This window comes from Micromonospora sp. DT53 (genome assembly GCF_049841535.1).
Lineage (GTDB): Bacteria > Actinomycetota > Actinomycetes > Mycobacteriales > Micromonosporaceae > Micromonospora.
Window position 1 is genome coordinate 133,971 of sequence record NZ_JBNCKM010000004.1, and the last position, 22,808, is coordinate 156,778.

General features: G+C 72.4%; 22 protein-coding genes. 12 read left to right on the plus strand and 10 right to left on the minus strand.

Going from position 1 to position 22,808, the window contains the following annotated elements; all coding sequences use genetic code 11:
* Positions 1–91 precede the first annotated feature (91 nt).
* A complete protein-coding gene (locus tag ACLQ3B_RS14795) occupies positions 92–796 on the minus strand; it encodes a hypothetical protein (RefSeq protein ID WP_425781685.1) in 705 nt (234 codons plus the stop codon).
* A 46-nt stretch (positions 797–842) separates the two neighbouring features.
* Complete coding sequence (locus ACLQ3B_RS14800) at positions 843–3,404, minus strand: FtsK/SpoIIIE domain-containing protein (protein WP_425781086.1); 2,562 nt, start codon at positions 3,402–3,404, stop codon at positions 843–845.
* 195 nt (positions 3,405–3,599) lie between these two features.
* Here ACLQ3B_RS14800 and ACLQ3B_RS14805 point away from each other — a divergent pair, with 195 nt between their 5' ends.
* Complete coding sequence (locus ACLQ3B_RS14805) at positions 3,600–4,163, plus strand: hypothetical protein (RefSeq protein WP_425781687.1); 564 nt, start codon at positions 3,600–3,602, stop codon at positions 4,161–4,163.
* Positions 4,164–4,166: 3 nt separating this feature from the next.
* On the opposite strand, the gene ACLQ3B_RS14810 is transcribed toward ACLQ3B_RS14805, so the two are convergent.
* From ACLQ3B_RS14810 to ACLQ3B_RS14840, 7 genes are all read right to left on the minus strand, one after another.
* Positions 4,167–4,766 carry a hypothetical protein gene (locus ACLQ3B_RS14810; protein ID WP_425781088.1) on the minus strand — a complete coding sequence of 200 codons (600 nt, stop codon included), beginning with the start codon at positions 4,764–4,766 and terminating at the stop codon, positions 4,167–4,169.
* 13 nt (positions 4,767–4,779) lie between these two features.
* Positions 4,780–5,883, minus strand: coding sequence for a M23 family metallopeptidase (locus ACLQ3B_RS14815; protein WP_425781688.1), 1,104 nt, complete (start codon positions 5,881–5,883; stop codon positions 4,780–4,782).
* A 71-nt stretch (positions 5,884–5,954) separates the two neighbouring features.
* Positions 5,955–6,512, minus strand: coding sequence for a hypothetical protein (locus ACLQ3B_RS14820; RefSeq protein WP_425781090.1), 558 nt, complete (start codon positions 6,510–6,512; stop codon positions 5,955–5,957).
* On the minus strand, positions 6,509–8,464 hold the full coding sequence (locus ACLQ3B_RS14825) for an MFS transporter (protein WP_425781092.1): 1,956 nt from the start codon (positions 8,462–8,464) through the stop codon (positions 6,509–6,511). The genes ACLQ3B_RS14820 and ACLQ3B_RS14825 overlap by 4 nt, the downstream gene beginning before the upstream one ends.
* Before the next feature lies 1 nt (position 8,465).
* A complete protein-coding gene (locus ACLQ3B_RS14830; RefSeq protein WP_425781094.1) occupies positions 8,466–11,918 on the minus strand; it encodes an ATP-binding protein in 3,453 nt (1,150 codons plus the stop codon).
* A gap of 70 nt (positions 11,919–11,988) precedes the next feature.
* Positions 11,989–12,351 carry a hypothetical protein gene (locus ACLQ3B_RS14835; RefSeq protein WP_053654782.1) on the minus strand — a complete coding sequence of 121 codons (363 nt, stop codon included), beginning with the start codon at positions 12,349–12,351 and terminating at the stop codon, positions 11,989–11,991.
* Positions 12,352–12,364: 13 nt separating this feature from the next.
* The gene (locus ACLQ3B_RS14840; RefSeq protein WP_030327982.1) at positions 12,365–12,679 is read right to left on the minus strand and encodes a hypothetical protein; all 315 of its coding nucleotides are present in this window, start codon (positions 12,677–12,679) and stop codon (positions 12,365–12,367) included.
* 356 nt (positions 12,680–13,035) lie between these two features.
* Between ACLQ3B_RS14840 and folP the strand changes: the two genes are divergently transcribed.
* The 7 genes from folP to ACLQ3B_RS14875 all read left to right on the plus strand — a co-directional run bounded on the left by folP (position 13,036) and on the right by ACLQ3B_RS14875 (position 17,630).
* Entirely contained in the window at positions 13,036–13,932 is an 897-nt protein-coding gene (gene folP / locus ACLQ3B_RS14845) for a dihydropteroate synthase (protein WP_425781096.1), read from the plus strand.
* Positions 13,929–14,297 (plus strand): dihydroneopterin aldolase, encoded by a 369-nt coding sequence (gene folB, locus ACLQ3B_RS14850; protein ID WP_425781098.1) that lies wholly within the window; start codon positions 13,929–13,931, stop codon positions 14,295–14,297. Before folP ends, folB begins: the two co-directional genes overlap by 4 nt.
* A complete protein-coding gene (gene folK, locus ACLQ3B_RS14855) occupies positions 14,294–14,821 on the plus strand; it encodes a 2-amino-4-hydroxy-6-hydroxymethyldihydropteridine diphosphokinase (RefSeq protein ID WP_425781100.1) in 528 nt (175 codons plus the stop codon). Before folB ends, folK begins: the two co-directional genes overlap by 4 nt.
* Positions 14,822–14,840: 19 nt before the next feature.
* Positions 14,841–15,377 carry a DUF3180 domain-containing protein gene (locus ACLQ3B_RS14860; RefSeq protein WP_425781101.1) on the plus strand — a complete coding sequence of 179 codons (537 nt, stop codon included), beginning with the start codon at positions 14,841–14,843 and terminating at the stop codon, positions 15,375–15,377.
* 119 nt (positions 15,378–15,496) lie between these two features.
* Positions 15,497–16,711 carry an ABC transporter permease gene (locus tag ACLQ3B_RS14865; protein WP_425781103.1) on the plus strand — a complete coding sequence of 405 codons (1,215 nt, stop codon included), beginning with the start codon at positions 15,497–15,499 and terminating at the stop codon, positions 16,709–16,711.
* Positions 16,712–16,764: 53 nt separating this feature from the next.
* Entirely contained in the window at positions 16,765–17,073 is a 309-nt protein-coding gene (locus ACLQ3B_RS14870; protein ID WP_124820151.1) for a hypothetical protein, read from the plus strand.
* A gap of 83 nt (positions 17,074–17,156) precedes the next feature.
* The gene (locus ACLQ3B_RS14875; protein WP_425781105.1) at positions 17,157–17,630 is read left to right on the plus strand and encodes a hypothetical protein; all 474 of its coding nucleotides are present in this window, start codon (positions 17,157–17,159) and stop codon (positions 17,628–17,630) included.
* A 54-nt stretch (positions 17,631–17,684) separates the two neighbouring features.
* Here ACLQ3B_RS14875 and ACLQ3B_RS14880 read toward each other — a convergent pair whose 3' ends face one another.
* The gene (locus ACLQ3B_RS14880) at positions 17,685–18,689 is read right to left on the minus strand and encodes an ABC transporter ATP-binding protein (RefSeq protein ID WP_425781107.1); all 1,005 of its coding nucleotides are present in this window, start codon (positions 18,687–18,689) and stop codon (positions 17,685–17,687) included.
* A gap of 2 nt (positions 18,690–18,691) precedes the next feature.
* Between ACLQ3B_RS14880 and ACLQ3B_RS14885 the strand changes: the two genes are divergently transcribed.
* The 4 genes from ACLQ3B_RS14885 to ACLQ3B_RS14900 all read left to right on the plus strand — a co-directional run.
* Positions 18,692–19,378: an ABC transporter permease gene (locus ACLQ3B_RS14885; protein WP_425781109.1), complete on the plus strand. Its 687-nt coding sequence runs from the start codon at positions 18,692–18,694 to the stop codon at positions 19,376–19,378.
* Positions 19,375–20,115, plus strand: a complete 741-nt coding sequence (locus ACLQ3B_RS14890) for an ABC transporter permease (protein ID WP_425781111.1) — start codon at positions 19,375–19,377, stop codon at positions 20,113–20,115. The genes ACLQ3B_RS14885 and ACLQ3B_RS14890 overlap by 4 nt, the downstream gene beginning before the upstream one ends.
* A gap of 200 nt (positions 20,116–20,315) precedes the next feature.
* Entirely contained in the window at positions 20,316–21,320 is a 1,005-nt protein-coding gene (locus tag ACLQ3B_RS14895) for a glycine betaine ABC transporter substrate-binding protein (RefSeq protein ID WP_425781113.1), read from the plus strand.
* 110 nt (positions 21,321–21,430) lie between these two features.
* A partial coding sequence (locus ACLQ3B_RS14900; RefSeq protein ID WP_425781115.1) for a hypothetical protein occupies positions 21,431–22,808 on the plus strand: 1,378 nt, incomplete at its 3' end.

The window sequence follows — 22,808 nt, forward strand, 5'->3', positions numbered from 1 at the left end:
GGGCCGCCGGGGCGGTTCCGCCCGCGTTGTTCCGGCCCTAGGCGGTGTCGGCCCTGGGCGGTTCGGCCCAGGCGGTTCCGGCTTGGGCGGGTCAGCCAGCGAGCAGGGCCAGCAGCAGGCCCGCCGTGGCCAACACCGCCGGCACCAGGCACACCAACGCGCCGAAACGCACCGTGCGGTCCAGCCGCTCGGTGGGGCTGACCCGGAACAACCGCCCGATGGCGATCCAGCCGGCGACGAACGCGACCGCCGGCATCGGAAGCCCGCAGATCAACGCCGCCACAGTTGCCGCTCCCACCCCCGTCGCCGCCAGAACCGCGACCTGGATCAGTGGCACCAGCAGCGCGAACGGGCCGTACACCAGGAGATTGCGCGCTCGCGCCGGCCAGGAACCCGGCCGGATCCCGCGGCGCGCCGCCAGCGCCGCGTCCGCAGCCTCGGCCCAACCTCGCGCGGCCCGCAACGCAGCCAGCACGGCCGCCGGGCCACCCACCATCGAACGGGCCGCCTCGGTAAGCTCCGGCGGCGACGGCACCAGCGAGATCGGCGGTACGCCCAACTCACGCAGCCGATCCTGCTGACTCGCCAGCCCGGTACGGACCACCGTCAACTCCTCCCGGGCGGCCTCCGCCGACCGGGCCTGCTCACCTGCGGCGGCAGCCGCGCTACGGCGTACCCCGTCCAGCTGGCGGGCAGCCGCAAGGTACCCCGCCCAGGCCGCGCCGGGCTCGAGCGCCGGTGGCGGCGTGGCGTCCCCGGTCGCCGCCCCGGCCCGCTGCCGCCCCGGCCCGGTCATCGTCGCGTTCGGAACCACCTCGACACCCTCCACCCGCGCCACCCGATCAGCCGGCCACGTCGGCGAACGGCACCAGGACAACGCCCCGCTCATCCGGACCGTCCCAGAGCACCGCCCGGTCGGGGCGCACCTGCCACTCGACCGGGCGACCGAAGACCGCAGTGAGCTGCGCGACCGGCACGTCCAGCACGGCAACCGCGGCCAGCTTGTCGACCTCGCCCGCCGGCTCGAACAACGCGGCGAACGGCGGCACCGCACGCCACCACCCCAGCAGATGCCTCCCCGCCGGAGGCCCGTCCCGTAGGAGCGACCGCAGCCGTTCCACCGGCAGGTCCCGAGGACCCGGCCGGTCCAACCCGAAGACCACCAGGTACGTCGGCAGGTCGTCGGCCGCGTCCGCGAGCAGCGTCGGCAGATCCACCAACTCGGCCGAATGCCGGGCCGCCAACTCCGCCGTCAACGCCTCCGCGAGCGCCCGGGAGCCCGGGTCCGGTGCCGCCACCAGGAAGCGGGCGCTGCCCGGTGCGTGGTGAGCCGACGTGCTCCGCGCCGCCGTCGCCAACAACCCGCCCGCCGCGGTGCCCGAGCCCAGGACGGCGAGGTTGCGCCCGGCCGCCGGACCCAACGGCACGGCCACCGTCGAGCGCGCCACGTCCACCGCGCGCCCCAGCAGAGCCGCCGGCCCGTGCGCCTGCCCCGCCAGGGCCGCCCGGTGACGCGGGTCGTTGCCCAGCAGTGGCCGCGCGTAACCCGCGAAGACCACCGGCGGCACCGACCCGGCCGGACGCGCCGCCCACAACTCGTGCCGCAACTTCTCCACGACCTCCGGATGATCCTGCGGATCCGGGTGACGAATCAACCGCTCGTGACCCCGAATCGCACCCCGAGGGCCGCCGAGCCCGCCCGCCGTGTTCACCACCGCGCTGCCCACCGGCAGACCCGCCGCCGAGTCGTTCGTCGGCTCCAGCACCGGACCGCCGCCCGGCAGCGCCACCCGCACCGGAAACTGCCCGAGCACCGAATCCCGATGACCAGCATCCGCGCGCGTACTCAACCCCAACTCGCCCGCGCCCGCCAAGACCAGGTGCACGCCGTACGCCCGACCGGCCCGGGCCAGCCCGTCCAACTGGGCGGCGACCTCGCCGGCCAGCCGGTCCCGTTCGGCGAAGAGCAGCGGCACATTGTCCACCACACACACGATCCTCGGCAGCGGCTGATGCTGACGCAGCTCCGCGAAGCGTTGCCCCCCGGCCCGGGCGCCCGCCTCCGTGCGGCGCTGGACCTCGGCCGTCAACTCCTCCAGCAGATCCCGCACGTACTCCCGGTCGGCGGCCATCGCCGCCGCGCGCACCTGCGGAACCCACGACCGGTCCCGCTCGGTCTGCAAGAACTCCACGAAGGACTCGCCGTCGCCCAGATCCGCCAGGTAGAACGCCAGGTCATCTGGGCCGTACCGGGCGGCCAAGCCGAGCAGCGCGGTGGTCAGGAACGCCGCACGGCCCGCCGTGGACCGCCCACTCACCAGCCAGTGCGGGGTCAACTCGGTGAAACCCAGCGGCACCGCCCGGCCCCCGGCATCGCCGACGGTCGTGGTCAACCCATCGGCCGAGTCGGACTCCCACAGCCGCTCACCCGTCGGCGGCAACAGCCCACCCAACGCCAACCGGGAACCCGCCTCCACCTGCTCGGCGAGACGCCGACAGACCGCATCGACCAACTCGGCCGGCGGATCCGACTCGACGAAGACCGGCGAGTTCAAACCGCCCGGCGGATCGGCCCCCGGCCCGGCGAACGACGCCCCCGGCGGGTCGCCGAGCAGCGCGTACGCATTACGCAGCGCCAGCGAAGTGGTGTGCGGCAGCGGCGCCCGGGCCGAGTACGGGCCGAGGGGAGGCCAACCCGCCACCACCAGGTGCAGCCCGGCGGCCGGCCCCTGCTCGGCCAACGTCTCGATCCGCGCCAGATCGGTCGGGCCGGTCGACTCCGGCAACGCGGCCACCACCAGCAGCAACGTCCGATCGTGCCGGCGTCGCCCACTCGCCCCCGGCGTGACCCACTGCTCGGCCTCGGTCAGCACCGCGCGCAGACCCGCCACATCCACCGCCGGCGGCGGCAGCAGGCCAGCATCCGCGAGCGCCCCGAACGGCGTCAACACAGCCCCGGTGGCATCCACCGCGCGAATCAACAGGGCACCCGCCGGCGCCGCACCCAACAACCGCAGGAGTACGGCCCGGAGCAAACCTGCCACCCGTGGTTCCCGCGCGTCAGCGTCCATGCTGAGGTGACCGGTGCCGACAAGTGGCACCAACGCGGGGAAACGAGCGTCGTCCAACGGCGCCGCAGTACCGACCCGAACGAACGGCGGCGGACCATCACCCGCCGGCGAGTCCACGGTGAGCGAATCCAGTGCCGCGCCCGCCCAACCCGGAGCCAGCACGCCCGCAGCCGTCCGTAGCCGATCGGCAACCTCGTACTGACGACGCTGATCGGCAGGAGCCGGCCGCGTCTCGTCCAGGATCCCGGCCGCTGCGGTCGCGACCGCCGTCGCCCGACGATGTAGGGCTGCGGCGCGGTTCGTGCGAGCTTTCGGACCGGCCACCGCGTCCACCCCCTCTACCCGAGGTTGGCAACCCCTCCCCAAGCAGAGACGGTATCCCAGCCGAGGGCGCACCTCCGGGAGGTGCCTCGGCGCTGCGCCGGTGATGTCGTGGATCTCAGCGGTGGGGAGGGGTCCGTCACGATCCGCTGCATCTGAGGCATTGGCTCCGGAGCGTCCAGCCGATAACTTCAGGAGGTGGAATCAGTGCAGCCCCCCGCCGGTTCCCAGGTCTCCCGCGTACCGGCCCAGCGGACACCGTCCGAGCAACTGCCGCCCGCCCCGGCACCGCCGGCACCGCAGCCGCCACGCGGCCGAATGCGGACGGTGCTCACGGTCGTCGCTGGCGTGCTCGCCCTGCTCTGCCTCGGCGGGGTCGCAACCGCCTACGTGTGGTACGACCGCGCCTCAACACCCGACCGCAGCACGCCGGACGTTGTCGTGGACAACTACCTGCGCGCATTCCTTGTGGATCGCAATGACACAAGAGCAAGCCTCTTCACCTGCGAGAGCGGGTCCGACCTGCAGGCCGTTCGAGACCTGAGAGTTGAATTTGAGCAGCGCGAGTCGAAGTTCAACGTCAGCGTGCGAGTCAGTTGGGGCCAACTGACTCGCACGCCCTCGAGTGAGGGAGAATCGGTTGGCACCACGCTGACCATTTCCGGTTCTTCCGAGGGCGTTGTCCGAAGCAGCCGCCGAGAGAACTGGACGTTCACTGTCGTCGAGGATGGCGATGGTTGGCGAGTATGCGGCGGCCTCGAGCTGGGTTGACTCTCATTCAATCCACAGCAAATGGACCGGAACTTCCAGGGTGGTGGGTGACTGGCCGCGCCAGGCCCAGCGATACCACTCCACCTCGGGGGTGACCCGCACGCAGATGTCCCCTTCGGCGCCCGAGTAGGTCTCGGTGACCGCTCGAAGGTCACGGTGCTCCTGGCCGCCCTCGACGTGCACCACCCGCCGACCGGTGACCGCGTCCGCTTCGAAAACCGGTGTGGGGGTCCGGTGTGCAGGGCCGTCCAACGAGACCAAACGGATGGCCGTATCGCGGGCGCTGTCCACCCCCGGTCGGCTGCCGACGGTCTCCACCCAGACCCGCTCCACCGGCACCAGTGGCGCGAACACCTCGACCTGGTCGGCTTCGGCCCGGTACCACTCGTGCTCGGGTATCACAGGTACGTAGGTCCGGGCGCTCTGCACCACCCGGTCGTCCGCGCGCAGGTCGCCACGCCAACCCAACCCCGGCAGTCCGACCAGCACCCGTCGCCCGCGTAGCTCGACCCGCTCGGTCGCGGCGACGATGGCCAGCGGTCTGGGCGGCTGTGGTGCCCAGTCGGGCTGATCGGCGAACGGGTCGGGCAATGGTCCGGTCATACCCGTGCTGGCCTCACTCAGCGGCGCGCAGCGGGGCGCCCCGCTCGCGCATGAACGGGACCGGGTTCACCGCGCCCGACGCATTGCGGTCGTTGCGCAGGTGCACCTCGAAATGCAGGTGCGGACCGGAGGAGTTACCGCTGCTGCCGACCTTGCCGATCACCTGACCGGCCGTCACCACCTGATCCTTCTTGACGAAGGGCTGAACCACCATGTGGCAGTACCGGGTTATGTAGCCACCGGCGTGCAGCAGATCGACGAACCAGCCGCAGCCTTTTTTGCCAGGGAAACCGTCCACATTGCAGTCTCGTCGGCCGCGATAGTCCGGATCGCAGGTGGAGACCAGCACCCGGCCGGTCGCTGCCGCGCGGATCTCGGTGCCCTTGGCCGCGCCGATGTCGACTCCGTTGTGCCTGGGCCGGCTGGCGGTGCGAAAACCGGAGCCGACACCGCCGGAAATCGGTGCTGTCCAGCCGGAGGCGGCGATGTGACCGCGCTCGGCCGCGTTGCACACCGCCTTGCCGTTGATCTCGACGGTGCGGGCCGCGCCGCCAGCCAGCGCGTCCACGATCCGGCTGGCTATTTCCTCGTGTTTGGCGTACGCGTCCGGGTATGCGCTGACCTGCACCCGCTGCGCGACCGCGGTCAGTGGTCGGCGTTGCCAGTCGTCGACCTTGACGAGCTTCTCGTAGAACTTGCGGGCCGCGTAGGCGGGGGTCAGCCGCTCGGCGACCGTTCCCCACCCCGGCCGCTGCTGGAACAGGCCGAGTGAGTCGTGGTCCGCTCCAACGCCCTCGTGTGGCAGGGCCAGGGAGGCGGGCACGCCGCTGTTCGCCAGATTGCGCAGGGCGGACTCCTGCATCGCGGTGCCGAGGGCGATCACCCAACCTCGCGAGGGCACGCCCATGTCCTGGCCGACTTTTATGATGATCGCGGCATTGCGGACCTGGGTGTCACCGTACTCGCTGAAACGCGGCAGCTTGCCCGTGATGTTCACCGCTCGGACCGGCCCGCACTCCGTGCCTGCCAGGGTGGCCCCGTTCTCGGCGTCGTCGCCACCGAGCCCGCTGAGGAAGAACGCCGCGGTGCCGCCGGTGCAGCAGAGCAGAAGCAGCATCCCGGTGAGCACCGCCGCGATCACACCGAGCCGGAGGGGCCCGCGGCGGGTTCCGGCGCTACCAACGTCGTTCACGGCCGCTCCCAGTCCAGAACGTCGACCAGCCAACCATCGTCGGAGGTGACCAGCTCCAGCCGGAGCCGGCCGGTGTCAAGGGGAAGCAACAGCTCGACGAACGTCTCGGTTCGCTCTCGCATGGTTGGAGGACCGGCAACCTTCTCGGCGGGCACGCTCTCGGGCTCGACGCCGGTCAACTTCTCCTGAAGTGTTGGCGTGGAGAGCGGCCGTAGGCCGGCCTGCCACTCTTCGGTGGTCATCCCGGGACGGCCCAGCCAGGCCTTGGCGAAGCGGTCGGCGGTCTGCTCGGGCGTGCGAGCGCCGGGCGACGTCACGGGTGACGGCGGAGCCGCACTGTTGAGCAGACCGTCGTCGCCGGCCGACGGGTCCACCGTGATGATCGGCCCATCGGGACGGCTGCTCAAACCATCGGCCGAATCGACCGGGCTGGAGATCAGTCGGGTCGCCCCGAGCACGCCGACGACCACCACCCCGATCACCAACGCAACGCCCAGCCGGGACCGCAGCGCCCGGGTGAAGAGGAACTCCAGCGCTCGCCGCATGACCGTCACCTCGCCTCTGAGCGCACCCGAGGTCCGGTGCGATCCGGTGCACGCTCGCTGGAGCCTGGGCGGTAGACCACGAACGACGGGTTCTCAGCCGGTACATCCGGCTCGGTCCAGGTCGCTGGCTGTCGGCGTCGGGGCTGCGGAGCGACCGGGCGGTTCCGACCCCTGCCCTCTTCCGCCGGTGCCTCGTCGGGCCGCTCTCGACCGTCCGGGCGCGCCGCGTCTGCGCGTCGGCCCTCGGCCGCAGCGGTCGGCACCGGGGCCGGGTCCTCTCGCCGCGCCTCCGGCCGTAGCCGGGTCTGCGCCGCGTCGGGTGACCGTCGGCGTCCGCCCACCGGCTCGGCGGTGCCGCCCGGCTCTGCCACGTCCAGCCGCGCCGCGGTCCGCATGTCGCGGAAGAACCGACGGTGCCAGGACCCGGCCGAACTGACCGCTTCGCTGCTGTCCTTGCCCCCGAGTTGGGTGATCCGCCGGTACGGCCGCAGCAGCAGCCATCCGACCACCCCGCAGAGCCACACCAGCACCACCTGAAGCCAGCCCGGCAGAGCAGGGGTGCTCATGATCAAGTCAACGGCGAACAGGTAGATGGCGGCCCCGGTGCCGAAGATGGCGATGTTGAATACCGCAGCCACCACGGCGTTCGCCAACCGTCGGAGGCCAGCGCTGGCTGGCCGGAGTAGACCAACGGTGCCCAGGATGGGTGCCGCGATCACCGCCCACCGGAAGATCAGGAAGCCCAGCAGTACCAGCACTGACGCGGTCAGGTCGAACATCGCGAAGAGCACGGCCGCGAGCACGGCGATGAACCCAGAGCCGATTCGGTCCATGTCGCGGGTGCCCGTCAGGAACTCGTACGCCTCCGGGTCCTCGGCCTTGATCTGCTCTGCGACCGTCATCCACTGCTGCTGCTTGGCCTGGATCGTCGCTGGCCGGGTGGCCGGGTTGGCGCGCAGCTTTTCGGCCTCCTCCCAGGAGAACGCCTTAGCGTCGTACAGGGCAGGGCCATACTTGCGGGCGGTCTCGCTATCCGCCGAGCCGAGCACTCCGCGCAGCCAGTTGCGGTAGAGCATCGCCTCGGTGGCAGTATCGCTGGCCCGAACAGCGGGAGGTCGGTTGTCCTTGCATGCCTTGGGGTCCGGATCGTCGCACTGATCTGGCGGAGTGTCCCTGGAGGCCGGGCCTATGGCATCGTGCACGACGCCGAGCGAGGTGATCAGGGTGCCGTCGGCGATGTTCGCCGACTTGACCGGCCAGGCCGCCAGCGCGGTGACCGCCACCATCACTAGCAACGCCCACCCGGCCGTCGTCATCGCATTGCTCATGTCCGACTGGCGGGAGCGCCAGAGCAAATAGAGGCCCACCACACAGAGCGTGACGATTCCGAAGACGCTGAATACCTTCTGGTAGACGGCTTTGGTGGCCTTCTCCACCAGCGGGTCGGCCCAATCCCACATCGCGCGAGGATCCCAGGCCCGCTCGCGCAGGGCGTTCGAGGCGCCCACGACGGCTGTGGCGATCATGAGCTCACCGTTGGCGACTGTGGTGGTGAATTTGTAGTCGGGATGGAGAATGGTGGAGGCACAACCACCCTCTACGTCATACGTGTTGAAGCTGTAGCCGCCGTAGCCGTAGTCGCTGTAGATGCCCTTTGGCCCGGGCAGCTTGGACGAGTCCGGGCGGGAGGCGAACCAGCCGGCGAGGCCAGAATCCGGCGCGGACGGCACGGGCGGCTTCCGGCAGTCGATCTCGGCCTGGCTGACCTGCTTCAGCTTCGCCACGCAGGCGCGGAAGTCGGCTTGCCATTCGGCCGTCGTGCAGAGGTCGGCGCGGGCCTGGGCGGCGGGCGGTGCGGCGGCTGCGGCCTCCGCTCCGATCAGTGGCCAGGTGAGGGTGGTCCCGGCCAGTACGCCGAGGGCGAGCAGGAACGACACAGTCCTTGCCCAGGCCCTAGCCATGTCATGCCTCCAGATCCGGCAGGGGGATGCTCGGCAGGACTCCGGCCGCCGCGGCGATCGCGGCGGGCGTCGTGTCGAGGTGGTCCAGCAGACCTTCGACGTACGAGACGTCGACTCGGACCTTCTGCACCCGGCCGTCGACGTCGCGCATCACGAACTCCCGGAAGCCGAGCCGGCTGGACGAACTGGTGTCGGCGGCGGAGAGGGAGGCGAGGGTGGCTTCGTACCCGTCGTTGACCGGCACCCGCAGCAGCCGCAGAGCTTCGGAGGCGATCTCGGCGTCTTCGGCGATGCGGCCGACGAAGACTGTGGAGACGAGGTTCTGCACGTCGAGGCCGAGGATGTCGCGGGGGTTCTGGGAGGCGACCAGCGCGGCGAGGTTCCACTTGCGGGAGTCGCGGGCGAGCCGGACCAGGAAGGAGCGCCCGGACCGCCAGCCCTCCATGAAGTGCGCCTCGTCGAGGCCGACGAGCTTTCGGGACGACATCGAGCCGCCGTAGCAGCGCCGGACGGCGAGCCGGTGCGCGGTGTGCAGCATCGGCAGGGCCAGGGCCTCTTCGGCTGACCAGTACTCCCGTTCGATCTTGAGGTCGGGCAACCGTAGCCCGGCCATGGTGATCACGGTGAGTGCCGCGTCGGCACCGAGCAGCCCTTCCGGCGGTCGACCGAAGAAGAGCATGGCCAGTGGCATTTCGGCGGTGTCCAGCAGGAGGTTGGCCAGTTCCTTGCCGGCGTCGTCGTCGAGCCGCCCGAGGCAGCTCACCACGTCGTCCAGGGTGGAGGTCTCCTCCGCGGGGACCTGGCGGACGGCGTGCCGGAAGAGGGTGGCGGTCGACGCCTCCCTGGCGACCTGCGGCGGGACGAGCATCATGCAGATGTCCTGGACCAGCATCCGCCGCTCGGCTCGGGCGTTGGAGACGGCGATCTCGAACTCCCGGTCACCGGCGGCGCCGGTGCCGAACTCGGTGCGCAGCGGCGTCGGGATGAGCGAGTAGGGCGCCAGGGTGCCGTGCTCCGAGCCGGTCAGGTTCAACACCCGGGAGTACGGTCGCAGCTCGGGCATCGCGCAGAGGCGGGCCAGCGGGCCGGACGGGTCGAGCAGGGTCACCTGGACACCTCGGCGGGCGGCCAGGTAGCCCAGGGCGCCGAGCAGTGTGGACTTGCCCCCGCCGGGTTCGGCGACGAAGACCGCGAGCCCGGAGCGTTCCCGGACCTCCATGGGGAAGTGCAGGTCGAGGAAGACCGGGCGGCGGCAGGTGCCGGCGGTACGGCCGATGAGGTCGCCGCGCCGGTCGCCCACGTTCGATGCGGCCTGGGGGAGCGCGGCGGCGAGCAGCGGCACCGGCATGCGTCGGACGTAGCCGGTGTTGGCGATCGGCTCGCCGGGGATGAACTCGCGGGCCAGCCAGTCCTGGTTCTTCGGGTGTTGCAGCGAGATGCGCAGCTCCCGGGAGTAGAGCTGGATGAGCCGGCGGGCCCGCTCCAGGCATTCCTCCCTGGTCCGGCCGCCGACGGCGATCCGGTGCCAGCCGTGCGCACGGGCCGAGTCGACCGGCAGGCCGGTGGTCATCTCGTCGCCGATCACGAGGGCGCGCTTGGCCAGTCGTTCCAGCTCCGGGGGCGCGTCGATGCCGTGTTCGGCGTAGTCGAGCTGTTGCGAGCGGATCATCCGCAGCCGGTGTTCGAGATTGCGGAAGGAGTCGCCGGAGCCGAGGATGTCGACGCGGGTGGAGATTTCCATCGGCCAGGGCAGCCGCTCGTGGAAGTGCAGCCAGGGCTCGTGTCGTTCGGGGATCTCCAGCGGCTCCATCCGGCCGACGGCGAGCACGGCCACGTGCCGCTCCTCGCCGGTCATCCGGTTGACCAGCTTGACCGTCGAGCCGTACGGGGTGCGGTAGCGCTCCACCTGCTCGGTCATGGCGAGCAGGTCGCCGCGCTCCCAGCGCCCGTCGGTGACGGGGGAGAGGGTGCTCGGCGGCGACATGCACAGCGCCACCGAGCGGTAGAGCAGCCACTCCAGCTCCTGGGCGGTGACCCGCCGGCCGCGCATGCCGAACGCCCCGAGCACCTCGTCGAACTGCTCCACGGTGCGGCCCAGCTTGCGGCGCTCCCCATCGGCGGTGCCCCGGCCGAAGGTGCGCAGCAGCCGCTCGGTGAGCGAGTCGCCGAGGGACCGGCGGGCGAAGGTGACACCCAGGTAGGTCTGCCCCTCGGCGTGGTTGACCGCCATCAGGTGCCGTTGGGCGGCGACCAGGTGATCGGCCCAGCCGGTGGTGCCGGGTACGTCGGGAAGCGGTGCCGAGGTGTGCGTGTCGATCGTGCGGGCCCACTCGTCGGCGGGGAACGGCCGGGTGGTGCGGCGCAGGTGCAGTCGGAAACCGGCCAGGCCGGCGTACTGCTCGGAGATCGCCGACAGCAGCGCCTCGCGTTCGGCGTCCGGGCGGAACGCCCAGCGGACCTCGGGCAGCCAGTACCAGGCCGTGACGGTGTTCGGCGTGAAGGTCAGGTGGCCGGCGATCTCGGTGATGGCCAACTCGACCGACGGATCCCGATCGCCAAACTTGATCTTGGGGGCCCGGACCCGGGTCGGCTTGATCGGTCGGTCCGGTCGGCTCGCCGTGCGCGGTCGCGGTGCGACAACCTCTTTCCCGGTGGACGCGGTGCCGGCGCTGCTGGGCCGAGCCGGGTCGGTGGTCCGCCGCGCCGTGCGCTCCAGTGCTGGCCGATCGGTGGCTGCGATGCTGGCCGGCTGCCCGGCCGGTGCCGTGGGCTGGGCAGCCTGAGTCGTCGGGGTGGCGGTGGGCCGGCTGCTCGGCAGGGCGGCGGCGGTCCGGCCGGCGGGGCCGGCGAACGCCGTCGGCGAGCCACTGCCGGCGGGGCCGGTGGTCGTCGCCGACGAGCCACGACCGGTGGACGGGTCGGGCTCGTCCGGTGGACGCAGCATCGGCCGTCGATCGCCGGCCTGATGCGGCACCCGGGACTCGCCGGCCGGGTGGCCGCCGCCGTGCCGTGGCTCGACGGGCCGGCCACCGTTGCCGGGCTGGTCGGCGGGTGTCCACGGTGGCTCCAGCTCGGGAACCGCGCGGGCTGGAGCCGGGCCGGGGGTGGGTGGCGGCTGGTGCGGGATCGCCGGCTGTTCCCGGGTGCTCGGGCCGGCCGTGACGGCTCGTGCGGTGCCGGGTCGCCCCCCACCACCGAAGAGGTCCAGGAAGGGGGAGTCGATGTCGGCGTTCTCGCCGGCCGACACGGCGGTGGGCTCGGCCGGTGGCGTCCGGCGGGGAACCGGCCGGGGCGCCTGGAACACGCCGACGGCACCGTGGCCGGGTGACGTCACCAGCGCGGGGTCGAGGGCAACCTCGTCCTCGTCTTCGGCGTAGTCGAATGAGTGCGCACGGTGACCGACCGGTGCGCCGGGGCGGCCGGCCGGAGAGCCCGGCGTGGAGGAGCGGCTCATGCGATCGCCTCGGCGACTGTCGGCAGACCCCTGCCCGCGTCCTGCGAAGGACCGTTCGACGTACGTCCGGTCATGCCAGCTCCTCCCTGATCCTGATCCGGCTGCCGACCAGGCGCGGGTCGCGCTGCTCGACCGCCGGCTCCCGGGTGCGTCGCCAGTCGGTCAGCGCGGTGCGGATGACCACCCGCGCCGGCCGATCGGGGTCGACGTGCCGAAAGATGAACGACGTGGTCACGATGGCGAGCGCGATCTCCCAGGCTGGGAAGAGCTCGACCGTCAACGTGAACAGCCAGTGGATGAACATGTAGAGGGGGACCAGCAACATGAAGAGCCCGTACTGGGCGTAGGGCAGGTGGACCGGAAGGGTGTAACCGGGCGGCCCGAGGTAGACCAGGCGGGCCCGGTAGATGTCGTCGTCGGTGCGCAGCCGCATCTGGTGAACGCGCCTATTCGAAGATCAGGTCGATCAGGTAATCGCCGACGAAGAAGAGTGTTGCCGCGCCGGCGATGAAGGCCAGCCCGACGATGGCGATCGCGGAGCTGGTCAGCACCTTGGAGATCTCGCCCCGGCTGGCACGGCCGATGAAGATGACGCCCAGGACGGCGAGCAGGATCGGCGCGATCTTGCTGGCGAAGAAGGTGACGACACTGTTGGTGTCGATCCCCTTCGGTGCCGGCTCCGCGAGTGGAGCCGACGCCAGGGTGGAGAGCGCGTGGGCGACGCCGGACGACGCCGTCTCCATGAGCTCGAAGGCGATCACTGGAACCTCCCCATAGCGCGGCCGGCGGTGCCGCGGCGGTGCAATAGGCAAGCCTGGCGGGAAAAGTGCTCCACAGGGCATGGCGTTCTTGACCCTGTGTTCGTTACTCACCACGGAGGGTGGCGAGGTTTGGGCGGTTTTTCCCCGCTTCGGCCCTCCCTCCAAGCTTCGCCATCTCGATGCTGGCCAATTCCAAAGCGTACGGGCCGCCCCGGATTGCGACAAGCCGCGAAGGGGCTGCCCGATACTGCCCGGATGACCGATCGTACACCTGTTCTAATCGGCACGTCAGGGGCAGTGGTGCGGGGCCGACCCGGGTCGCTGGGCGCCGCTGTCGCGACCGGTACCGTCTAGTCGTGACCGATCTGGTGCGGGCCTCGGGCCCGGTGGTGATGGGCGTCCTCAACGTCACACCGGACTCCTTCTCCGACGGCGGACGGTACGCCGACCTGGACGCCGCCGTCGGACACGGCGTCCGTCTGCGCGACGCCGGTGCGCACCTGGTCGACATCGGCGGGGAGTCGACTCGTCCGGGCGCCGAGCGGATCGACGCCGCGACCGAGGTCGAGCGGGTTTTGCCTGTCATCCGCGAGCTGACCGCCGCCGGCGTGAGGGTCAGCGTCGACACCAGCCGCGCGCGGGTCGCGGAGGCCGCTCTGGCCGCCGGCGCGGCAGTGGTCAACGACGTCTCCGGTGGCCTGGCCGACCCGGACATGGCCCGCGTGGTCCGCGACGCGCACTGCCCGTGGGTGCTGATGCACTGGCGGGGGCACTCCCGAGCGATGCGCGAGCTGGCCACCTACACGGACGTGGTGGCCGACGTCCGGGCCGAGTTGGCCCAACGGATCGACGCGGCGTTGGCCGCCGGGGTGCCCGCCGACCGCCTCATCGTCGACCCCGGGCTCGGCTTCGCCAAGACGGCCGCGCACAACTGGGAGCTCAGCGCCCGCCTGCCGGAGCTGCTGGATCTCGGCTGCCCGCTGCTCTTCGGGGCCAGCCGCAAGTCGTACCTCGGTAGGTTGCTCGCCGCCTCGGACGGCACGCCGCGACCGACCGCCCAGCGGGAGGCGGCCACCGTGGCCACCAGCGTGCTTGCGGTCGCCGCGGGCGCCTGGGGCGTGCGCGTGCACGACGTGCAGGCCACCGTCGACGCGCTCGCCGTCTGGGCCGCGACCGGCAGCCCCCGCCTGGCCGTGCCCTCGCACGGGAAGCAGCCAGCACAACACGACCACGAGCATGGGGTACGGCGATGACGACGGACCGGATCCACCTGACCGGCCTGCGGGCGCGCGGCCGACACGGGGTGTACGACTTCGAACGCGTACAGGGGCAGGACTTCGTGGTCGACGCCGTCCTGGAGCTGGACCTCGGCCCGGCCGCCGCCACCGACGACGTCAGCGCCACCGTGCACTACGGCGAGTTGGCCGAACGCCTGGTCGCGGTGGTGACCGGCGAGCCGGTCAACCTGATCGAGACCCTCGCGGACCGGCTCCTCGCGGTCTGCCTCGCCGACGAACGGGTCGACGCCGCGACGATCACCGTGCACAAGCCGGAGGCTCCGGTGCCGCACACCTTCACCGATGTAGCCGTCACCATGACCCGGGCGCGTGCCAGGTGAGCCGGGCGATCCTCTCGCTCGGCAGCAACCTGGGTGACCGCCTGGAACACCTGCGTACGGCCGTCGCCACCCTCGGCGACGCGGTGCTCGTGCTCTCCGGGGTGTACGAGACTCCACCGTGGGGCGACACCGAGCAGCCCGCGTACCTCAACGCGGTGGTGCTCGCGCAGGACGACAGCGCGACCCCGCGCGACTGGCTGGAGCGGGCCCGCGACGCGGAGCGCGCGGCCGGCCGGGTCCGTGACCCGCAGCGGCGGTTCGGGCCGCGCACCCTCGACGTGGACGTGATCGCGGTCTGGGGCGACGACGACGAGCCGGTGCTCAGCGACGATGAGGAGCTGACCCTGCCGCATCCCCGGGCGCACCTGCGCGCCTTCGTGCTGCGTCCGTGGATCGACATCCAGCCGTACGGTCGGCTGCCCGGTCACGGCTGGCTGACCGACCTACTGACCACCGGTCCCGCGGCGGACGAGGCGTTGGAACTGCGTCCCCGGCCGGAGTTGGCGTTAGAGTCGACGGCATGACCGAGCGGAACCGGCCGGCATGACGCAGGCCAAGCCCCCACCCCGCGGGTCGGGCCCGGACGGGTCCCGGATGGGCCCCACCCGCATCTCGACCCTGGTCGTGGCCGGCCTGGCTGCGGCGGCGGTGGCCTGGCTGCTGATCAGCTCCCTCTACTACAGCGGCATTCCCCGGCTGCCCTGGCTACCGGTGGTGACGCTGGCCGGGCTCGCCGTGCTGGAGGCGTACGCCGCGATCAACACCCGGGGCCGGATCGAGCGCAAGCCGGGCCGGGAGCCGGTCAACCCGCTGGTGGTTGCCCGTTTCGTGGTGCTGGCCAAGGCGTCGGCACTCGCCGCGGCGATCTTCGCGGGCTTCTACGCGGGGCTCACCGGCTGGCTGTTCGTGGAGACCACCCGCGCCGCCCTGGACGATCGACCGGCCGCTGGCGGGGGCCTGCTCGCCTCGCTGGCCCTGGTCGGCGCCGCGCTCTGGTTGGAGCGCGCCTGCCGCGTGCCGGAACGCCCGGACGACGAGCGCGAGCAGGACCCATGGGAGAGCCACCCCGGCCAGCGCTGAGCAGGGGGTTACGCCCGGCTGCGGGCGCGGGTACGGTGCCTGCGATCGGAGAGCAAGGGCCGCCCAGGGTCCGTCCGCGCGCCGGACCGGGGACGGCCGGCCACTGGGGAGGCGGCGTCATGGGGTACGAAGAAGCGGGCCGGGACCGGTCGGCCGAACCCTCGTCGGGGGTGCCTGCCGCCGTACTGGACAACGTCTTCGACGACCCCACCCACGGTGAGTCCGGCCGGGACCGGATCGGTGTGCACCTGGGGTGGGAGCTGCTGCTGCTGGCCGGGCTGGCAGTCGTGAGCTGGCTGCTCTGGCAGGAGGATCCGACCGCCGTGCGCGACGACAACCTGCGCACGCTGCTGATCGACGCGGTCGGGCTGGGGCTGCTCGCCATGGGGGCGGGGCTGAGCCTGCGTACGGCCGCACCGAACCTGGCCGTCGGCCCGGTCGCGGTGGCGGCGGCCCTGCACTACGCCGAGCAGGGTGACCGGGGCCTGCCGGCCTCGATCGGCCCGGCCGTGGCGGTGGCCGCGGTGGGCGGGCTCGCGTTGGCGCTGGCCGTGGTGGTGCTGCACGTGCCGGGCTGGGCGGCCAGCCTGGCCGGCGCCGCCGCCGTGGTGGTGTACATCGAACGCCGTTCGGCGCCGGTGCTGGTGCAGGGCGACTACGACCCCACCAGCAGCGCCGGGTATCTCTTCGCCGGCTTCGCGGCGGTGGCTGTCCTCGCTGGGCTGTTCGGCGCGATCCGGGCGATCCGCCGGCTCGTCGGCCGGTACCGACCGCTGGCCGACCCGGCCGGCCGGCAGGGCGCGGTAGCCGCCGTGGTGACCGCCGTCGCGCTTGTCGTCTCCACGGTGCTTGCCGCTCTCGCCGGCGTGCTCCTCGCCGCCAACGATCCCGGGCCGGTGGCACCCACCTCGGGGTTGGACGGGACGGTGCTGGCGCTCGGCGTGGCGCTGCTCGCCGGCACCAGCGCGTACGGCCGCCGGGGCGGTGTGTTCGGCACGCTGCTGGCGGTCGGCCTGGTCACCGTCTTCCAGGTGTACGCGGTGGAGCGCGGCTGGACGTTGAGCAACTGGGTGGTCGGCGGGGCCGCGCTCGGCGTCGGGCTGCTGGCCACCCGGCTGGTCGAGACCCTCGGGCGGCCTCGACCGGGCAGCCCGGAGAGGCCGGAGCCGGTCAGCGACGGCACGATCAGCTCGGGTTGGACCATGCAGCGGCCGCAGTCCGTCGAAAGCTGGCCCCCCACAGTGCCGACCCAGGCCGCGCCCCAACCGGTCGACCCGTGGCGGGATCCGCGCTGGGAGGACAGCCCGCGGCGGTGGGACACCGACGAGCGGTGACCCCCGCCGCGTCCGACGAGCCGGAGCTGATCTCGACCGTTAGGCTCGGCGACATGACCGACACACCTGCCGCCACCCCGGGCGGAACCTCGTTCGAGGAGCTTGACGCGCTGTCCACCGAGGAGCTGCGGGAGCGGGCGTTCGCCCGGGCCCGGGAGCGTCGGGACGTGGGCTTCTACTGGTCGGTGCTGCGCCGCCTGCCGAACGCGGACGAGGCCACGGTGCTGGACGGCGCCCCGAACTCGATCGGTCCGACGATCGACGAGGCCAACGCGCTGTGGCGGGAGCTGACCGGGCACGGCTACGAGGAGTCGGCGCCGCTGCTGCGGGCCGCCTTCATCGACTACCTGATGAAGCACTGAGCCGCTCGGGGCAGCCCAGGCCGGCCCGAGCCACCGGTTCGGGGCCTGGGCGGATCGCGTCACTCATCCACCGTTCCGGCCCGGTGAGCCGCTACGGCACGGCCGCCGGCACCGGGGCGCTCGCCGTGTTGCTGCTGGTCGGCATCTGCGGCAGTCCGGCGTACACCGGCTGGGCCGTCACCCTGACCGACCCGGAGTCGGGCGGCGCCTTCTACGCGCGACTGCTCGCGTGGCCGGCCTGGCGGCTCGACGCGGACGGGCAGGCCGGCGGTTTGTTCGCCGCCGACGTACGGGCCGTGCTGCTGGTGGTCCTGGCGGTGGCCCTGCTCTACCTGTTGCCCGCCGCCCAGGTCGCCCGGGTGCCCGGCCCGGTCAGCCAGTTCTTCTCCGGCTGGGCCGCGTACGTGCTGGCCGGTGGGCTGGCCGCCGTGCTGGCGGCGCTGCTCGGCCCGGCGCCGTCACTGTTGGGGGCCCTGCAGGACGCCAGCGCCGGTGCCGGTTACGGCTTCCTCACCGGGTGGATCATCGGCATCGCCAGCCTCGGCGGTCGCGCCTGACCCGGCCGGGGCGGGGTCAGGCGCGGCGGTCGTGCCCGACCCGGCCGGGGTGGGTCAGCTGGTCGGGCGGTTGAGGTCGAGGAGACGCTGGCGGCTGAGCGCGCCCACCGGCCGGCCGGCGTCGGTCACGAGGAGCCGGTCCCGGCCGGAGGTGAGCAGGACCGCCAACGCGTCGTACGCGGAGCCGTCCACCGCGACGGTGGGCAGGTCCGCTGCGCCGTCCTCGGGCACCGGCTCCAGCGCCTCCCGGTCGAGCGGGGTGACGGCCAGCCGGCGGATGCCCCGGTCGGCGCCGACGAACTCGCGTACGAACGGAGTGGCGGGTGCGCCGAGCAGCGCGGCCGGCGTGTCGTACTGCTCCAGGTGCCCGCCCTCGGAGAGCACCGCGATCCGGTCACCGAGTCGGACCGCCTCGTCGAGGTCGTGGGTGACCAGCACGATCGTCTTGCGCACCTCGGCCTGTAGGCGCAGGAACTCCTCCTGGAGGTGGGCCCGGACGATCGGGTCGACGGCCGAGAACGGCTCGTCCATCAACAGCACCACGGGGTCGGCGGCGAGCGCGCGGGCCACCCCGACCCGCTGCCGCTGGCCACCCGACAGCTCGTGCGGGTAGCGCCCACCGAACTCACTCGGGTCCAGCCCGACCAGGTCGAGCAGCTCGTCGACCCGGGCTCGGGTCTGGCCCTTGGGCCAGCGGAGCAGGCCCGGCACGGTGGCCACGTTGGCCCGTACCGTCTGGTGTGGAAAGAGGCCGACGTTCTGGATCACGTACCCGATTCGACGCCGTAGTCGTACCGGGTCGACGTCGGTGACGTCCTCGTCGCCGAGCGTGATGCGGCCGGCGGTCGGTTCGATCAGGCGATTGATCATCCGCAGCACTGTCGACTTGCCGCAGCCGGACGGGCCGATCAGCACCACCAGCTCGCCGGCCCGGACATCCAGGCTGAGGTCGCGGACCGCTTCGGTGCCGTTCGGGTAGCGCTTCTGGATGCCCTGCAGGGTGATCGACGCCGCGCGAGGTGATTGGGCCACGCTGGCAGCCTCCGGGGTAACGTCCACGTATGTCCTTCCGCCTGAGCTACCGGGCCGACCCGGGTAACCCCTGGTTCTCCTGGCAGTACGTGCGGGACAACTCTGACACGATCCTCGCCGCGGTGCGCGAACACGCCTCCCTCACCGGGCGAGCCGTGTTGATCGCGGTGCTGATCGCCGTGCCGTTGTCCGTGCTGGCGTACTGGGTCCGTCCGCTCGCCGGGCCGATCCTCGCCGTCAGCGGGGTGGTCTACACCATCCCGTCGTTGGCCCTCTTCGCGTTCATCGCCCCCTACCTGGGCACCGGGGCGACCACGGTGCTGGTCGGGCTGGTCCTCTACGCGCTGCTGCTGATCGTGCGCAACGCGGTGGCCGGTCTCAACCAGGTGCCCCCGGAGGTTCGGGAGGCCGCCGAGGGCATGGGCTACGGCCGGTGGAGGCGTCTGTTCCGGATCGACCTGCCGCTGGCGCTGCCGGGCATCGTGACCGGCGTACGGCTGGCGACCGTCTCGACGGTGGCGTTGGTCACGGTCGGAGTGCTGGTCGGGCACGGCGGGCTCGGGCAGTTGATTTTCGCGGGCTTCCAGAACAACCTCTACAAGGCTGAGATCATGACCGCCGCGCTGCTCTGCGTGGCGCTCGCGATCGTGCTCGACCTGTTGCTCATCCTGGTCGCCCGACTGGTGACCCCCTGGTCCACCCGGAGGGCACGGTGACCGTCGCGGCGAACCCGATCGGGCAGGCGATCACCTGGATCAACGACCCACTCAACTGGACCAACCCCGGCGGCATGCTGGACCGGCTCGGTGAGCACCTGACGATCTCGGCCCTGGCGGTGGCGCTCGGCTGCCTGGTGGCCTGGCCGCTCGGGCTCTGGCTGGGGCACCTCGGCCGTGGTGGCGGCCTCGTGGTGCTGATCTCCAACGCCACCCTGGCCATCCCCACCCTGGCGCTGCTGACCATCCTGCCGGTGGCCTTCGCGAGCGGCTTCGGGCGGACGCCGGTCGTGGTGGCACTTGCCGTCTTCGCCGTGCCGCCGCTGCTGGCCAACGCGTACACCGGGGTGCGGCAGGTGGACCCGGAGGCCCGCGACGCGGCCCGGGGGATGGGTCTGTCCGGCGCGCAGCTGCTGCGCCGGGTGGAGCTGCCGCTCGCGGTGCCCTATCTGGCGGCCGGTTTCCGCACCGCGGCGGTCCAGGTGATCGCGACCGCGGCGCTGGCGTCGTTCGTCAACGGCGGCGGCCTGGGCCAGATCATCCGGACCGGCTTCGGTATCGGTATCGCGGCCGGCGGTGGGCAGATCGTCGCCGGCGGTGTGCTGGTGGCCGGGCTCGCGCTGCTGGCCGAGGTGGTCCTCGGCGGTGTCGAACGACTGGTGACCCCCAAACCGCTGCGGCGCGGGCGGCAGCGCCTGGGGCGGCCCCGGGCCGCGGACGCCACCGGGAGCGCCTGACCCGTCCGGGTGAGCCCGTGTCGAGCCGGCGACCCGCCCCCGTCCAATCGGTGACGATGGGGTGACGAAGTCCATCCCAAGTTGTCGGTCGGTTCCGGAGCATGTTGGGTGGACATTCGCGGGCGACCGACAGTCAGGATCGCCCGTCGGACACGCGGCCGGCCCGGGACGGGCCGCGCCGGGACACGGAAGGCGGGCACATGCGCGCAGGTACACGTCTGGCGATCGGGGCAATCGGCGTCGTCGCCGGGGCAGCGCTCCTCACCGGATGCGGTGACGCCGGCTCGTCCGGCACCGACGCACCCCAGACGAGCGCCTCTGGCGCCGGGTGCGCCCCGGTCGCCGGCCAGCAGCTCATCGCTCTGCAGGACGACAAGAAGCTCCAGAACTCCGACAACGTCATTCCCGCGGTCAACACCAAGGCGGCCAACCCGCAGCTGATCGCCGCACTGGACAAGGTCTCCGCCGCGCTCGACACCCCGAAGCTGATCCAGCTCAACAAGGCCGTCAACGAGGACCGCAAGACCGCCAAGGTGGCGGCCGAGGAGTTCGCCAACGCGAACAACCTCACCGCGGGCATCGCCAAGGGCCCGGGCGGAGACATCACGGTGGGCGCCGGCAACTTCGCCGAGAGCCAGATCCTGGGCGAGCTGTACCGGGTCGTGCTCACCGCGGCCGGCTACCAGGTCAAGGTGCAGCAGATCGGCAACCGCGAGCTCTACGCGCCGGCTCTGGAGAAGGGCGAGATCCAGGTCGTCCCGGAGTACGCGGCGACCATGGCCGAGTTCCTCAACACCAAGGCCAACGGCCAGAACGCGCAGCCGGTCTCCGCACCGGACATCAACACGACGGTGACCGCGCTCAAGGCCGAGGGCGACAAGGTCGGCCTCACCTTCGGCACCCCGGCCGCCGCGCAGGACCAGAACGCCTTCGCGGTGACCCAGGCATTCGCCGACAAGTACGGCGTGCGGACCCTCTCCGAGTTGGCCGCGAAGTGCTCCGGCAGCGCCACCGTGCTGGGTGGCCCGCCGGAGTGCGAGCAGCGTCCGTTCTGCAAGCCGGGGTTGGAGAAGACGTACGGACTGTCCGTCGGCAAGTTCTCCTCGCTGGACCAGGGCGGACCGCTGACCAAGAGCGGGCTGCGTGACGGTTCGATCAGCGTGGGCCTGATCTTCTCCTCGGATGGCGCCTTCGCCACCAGCTGAGCCCTCCCCGGACGTGCTGAGGACGCCCCCGCCCCCGACCGGGCGGGGGCGTCCGCGCGTCCCGGGGACCCCGTTCCCTCCGCTGGATGTCGTGGGTAGGCTGCACATCCATGCCAGCCCCGGCCACCTCTGACGCCCGGCGTCAACCACCGCTGCTGACCATGCTCTTCTGGGCGGGCGTCGCTCTCGCGCCGGTGGCGGCGCTGATCCTGCTGGTGGCCGATGGCAACGGTCCGCTGCGCTTCGCCGCGGTGCTCGCCATTCTCGCGGTCGTGCTGATCGGTCTCTCCATCGCGCTGCGGCCCGAGAGCGAAGGCGACTCGGCGCGGACCGACGAGCTGCTGGACGAGATCGAGGAGCTGCGTCGAGAGCTGCGCAGCGAGATCGTGGCCGCCGCCCAGCGCGGCAACCAGGCGCTTGACCAGGCGCAACGGGCCCAGGAGGGGATCGCTGCGGTGCGCCGCCGCCTCGACGCCAGCGGTGCCGCCCTCGCCGGTGCCGCCCCCGCCGCCGAGCCCGCAGGACCCTCGCGGGCGCGGGTGGCCGCCGTCGAGCCGTCGGCGGACGGCGCGCCGATGGCCCGCGGCCGAGTCCCGGGCGACGCGTCGGCCAGCCGCGCTCGGGTGTCCGGGCCCGACGACGCGCCCCCATTGGGGCGCCCCGAGCGCGACGCGCCCCAATGGGGGCGCCCAGAGCACGACGCGCCCCGACGGGGGCGCCCCGAGCACACCGGCGACGATGAGCCGGCGTACGCACGGGAGGCCCCCGAGCCGCCGGCCACCGCCGGGGTGTACGGCGGGGAACGGCCGGCCGCCACCGCGTACGGCTCAGCCCGCCCCCGGGAGCACGACCGCCCCGAATCGGCGCATCGGCCGGGTGGCGTGGTCCGACACACCGAGACCGTGCACGTCACCACCCGGCACACGGTGGTGGACGGCGGCGCGGCCGAGCCGGCTGGGCGCTACGGCGGCGGGTACGCCGGTCAGTGGACTCCGCCCGCCCAGGAGTGGACCCGGGGCGGTGACGCGGATGAGCGTCCCCGCCCGGCAAGCCGAGCGAGGAGCGAGCCGGAGGAGCGCCCCAGAGCCGGGTACGGCGATGAGCCGGGCTGGGCGGGTCGCCGCGACGAACCGGAGTGGACCGAGCGGCGCGACGCGTACGGCCAGCCCGAGGAGCCCGCGCCGACGGCCCGGTCGCACCGCACACCGGAGAGGCCGGCGGCGAACTCCTGGGACGACCCGGACCCTCGGGGTTGGTCGGAGCAGCGTGACCGGCCGGGCGCCGCGGCGCCGCAGCCCGGTCCGCCGCTGCGGGTGGACGACACCGGCGAGTACTGGTCGCAGTTGCGCGCCGGTGACCGGTGGGCCGCCGTCCGCGACGACGAGAACGGCCACGAGTTGCGGGTCGGCGAACGCCGGGCCGAGGTGCACGCCGACGCCACCGGCACCGAGTACCGGGTGGCCGACCGCTGGGCCGCCGTCCGTCACG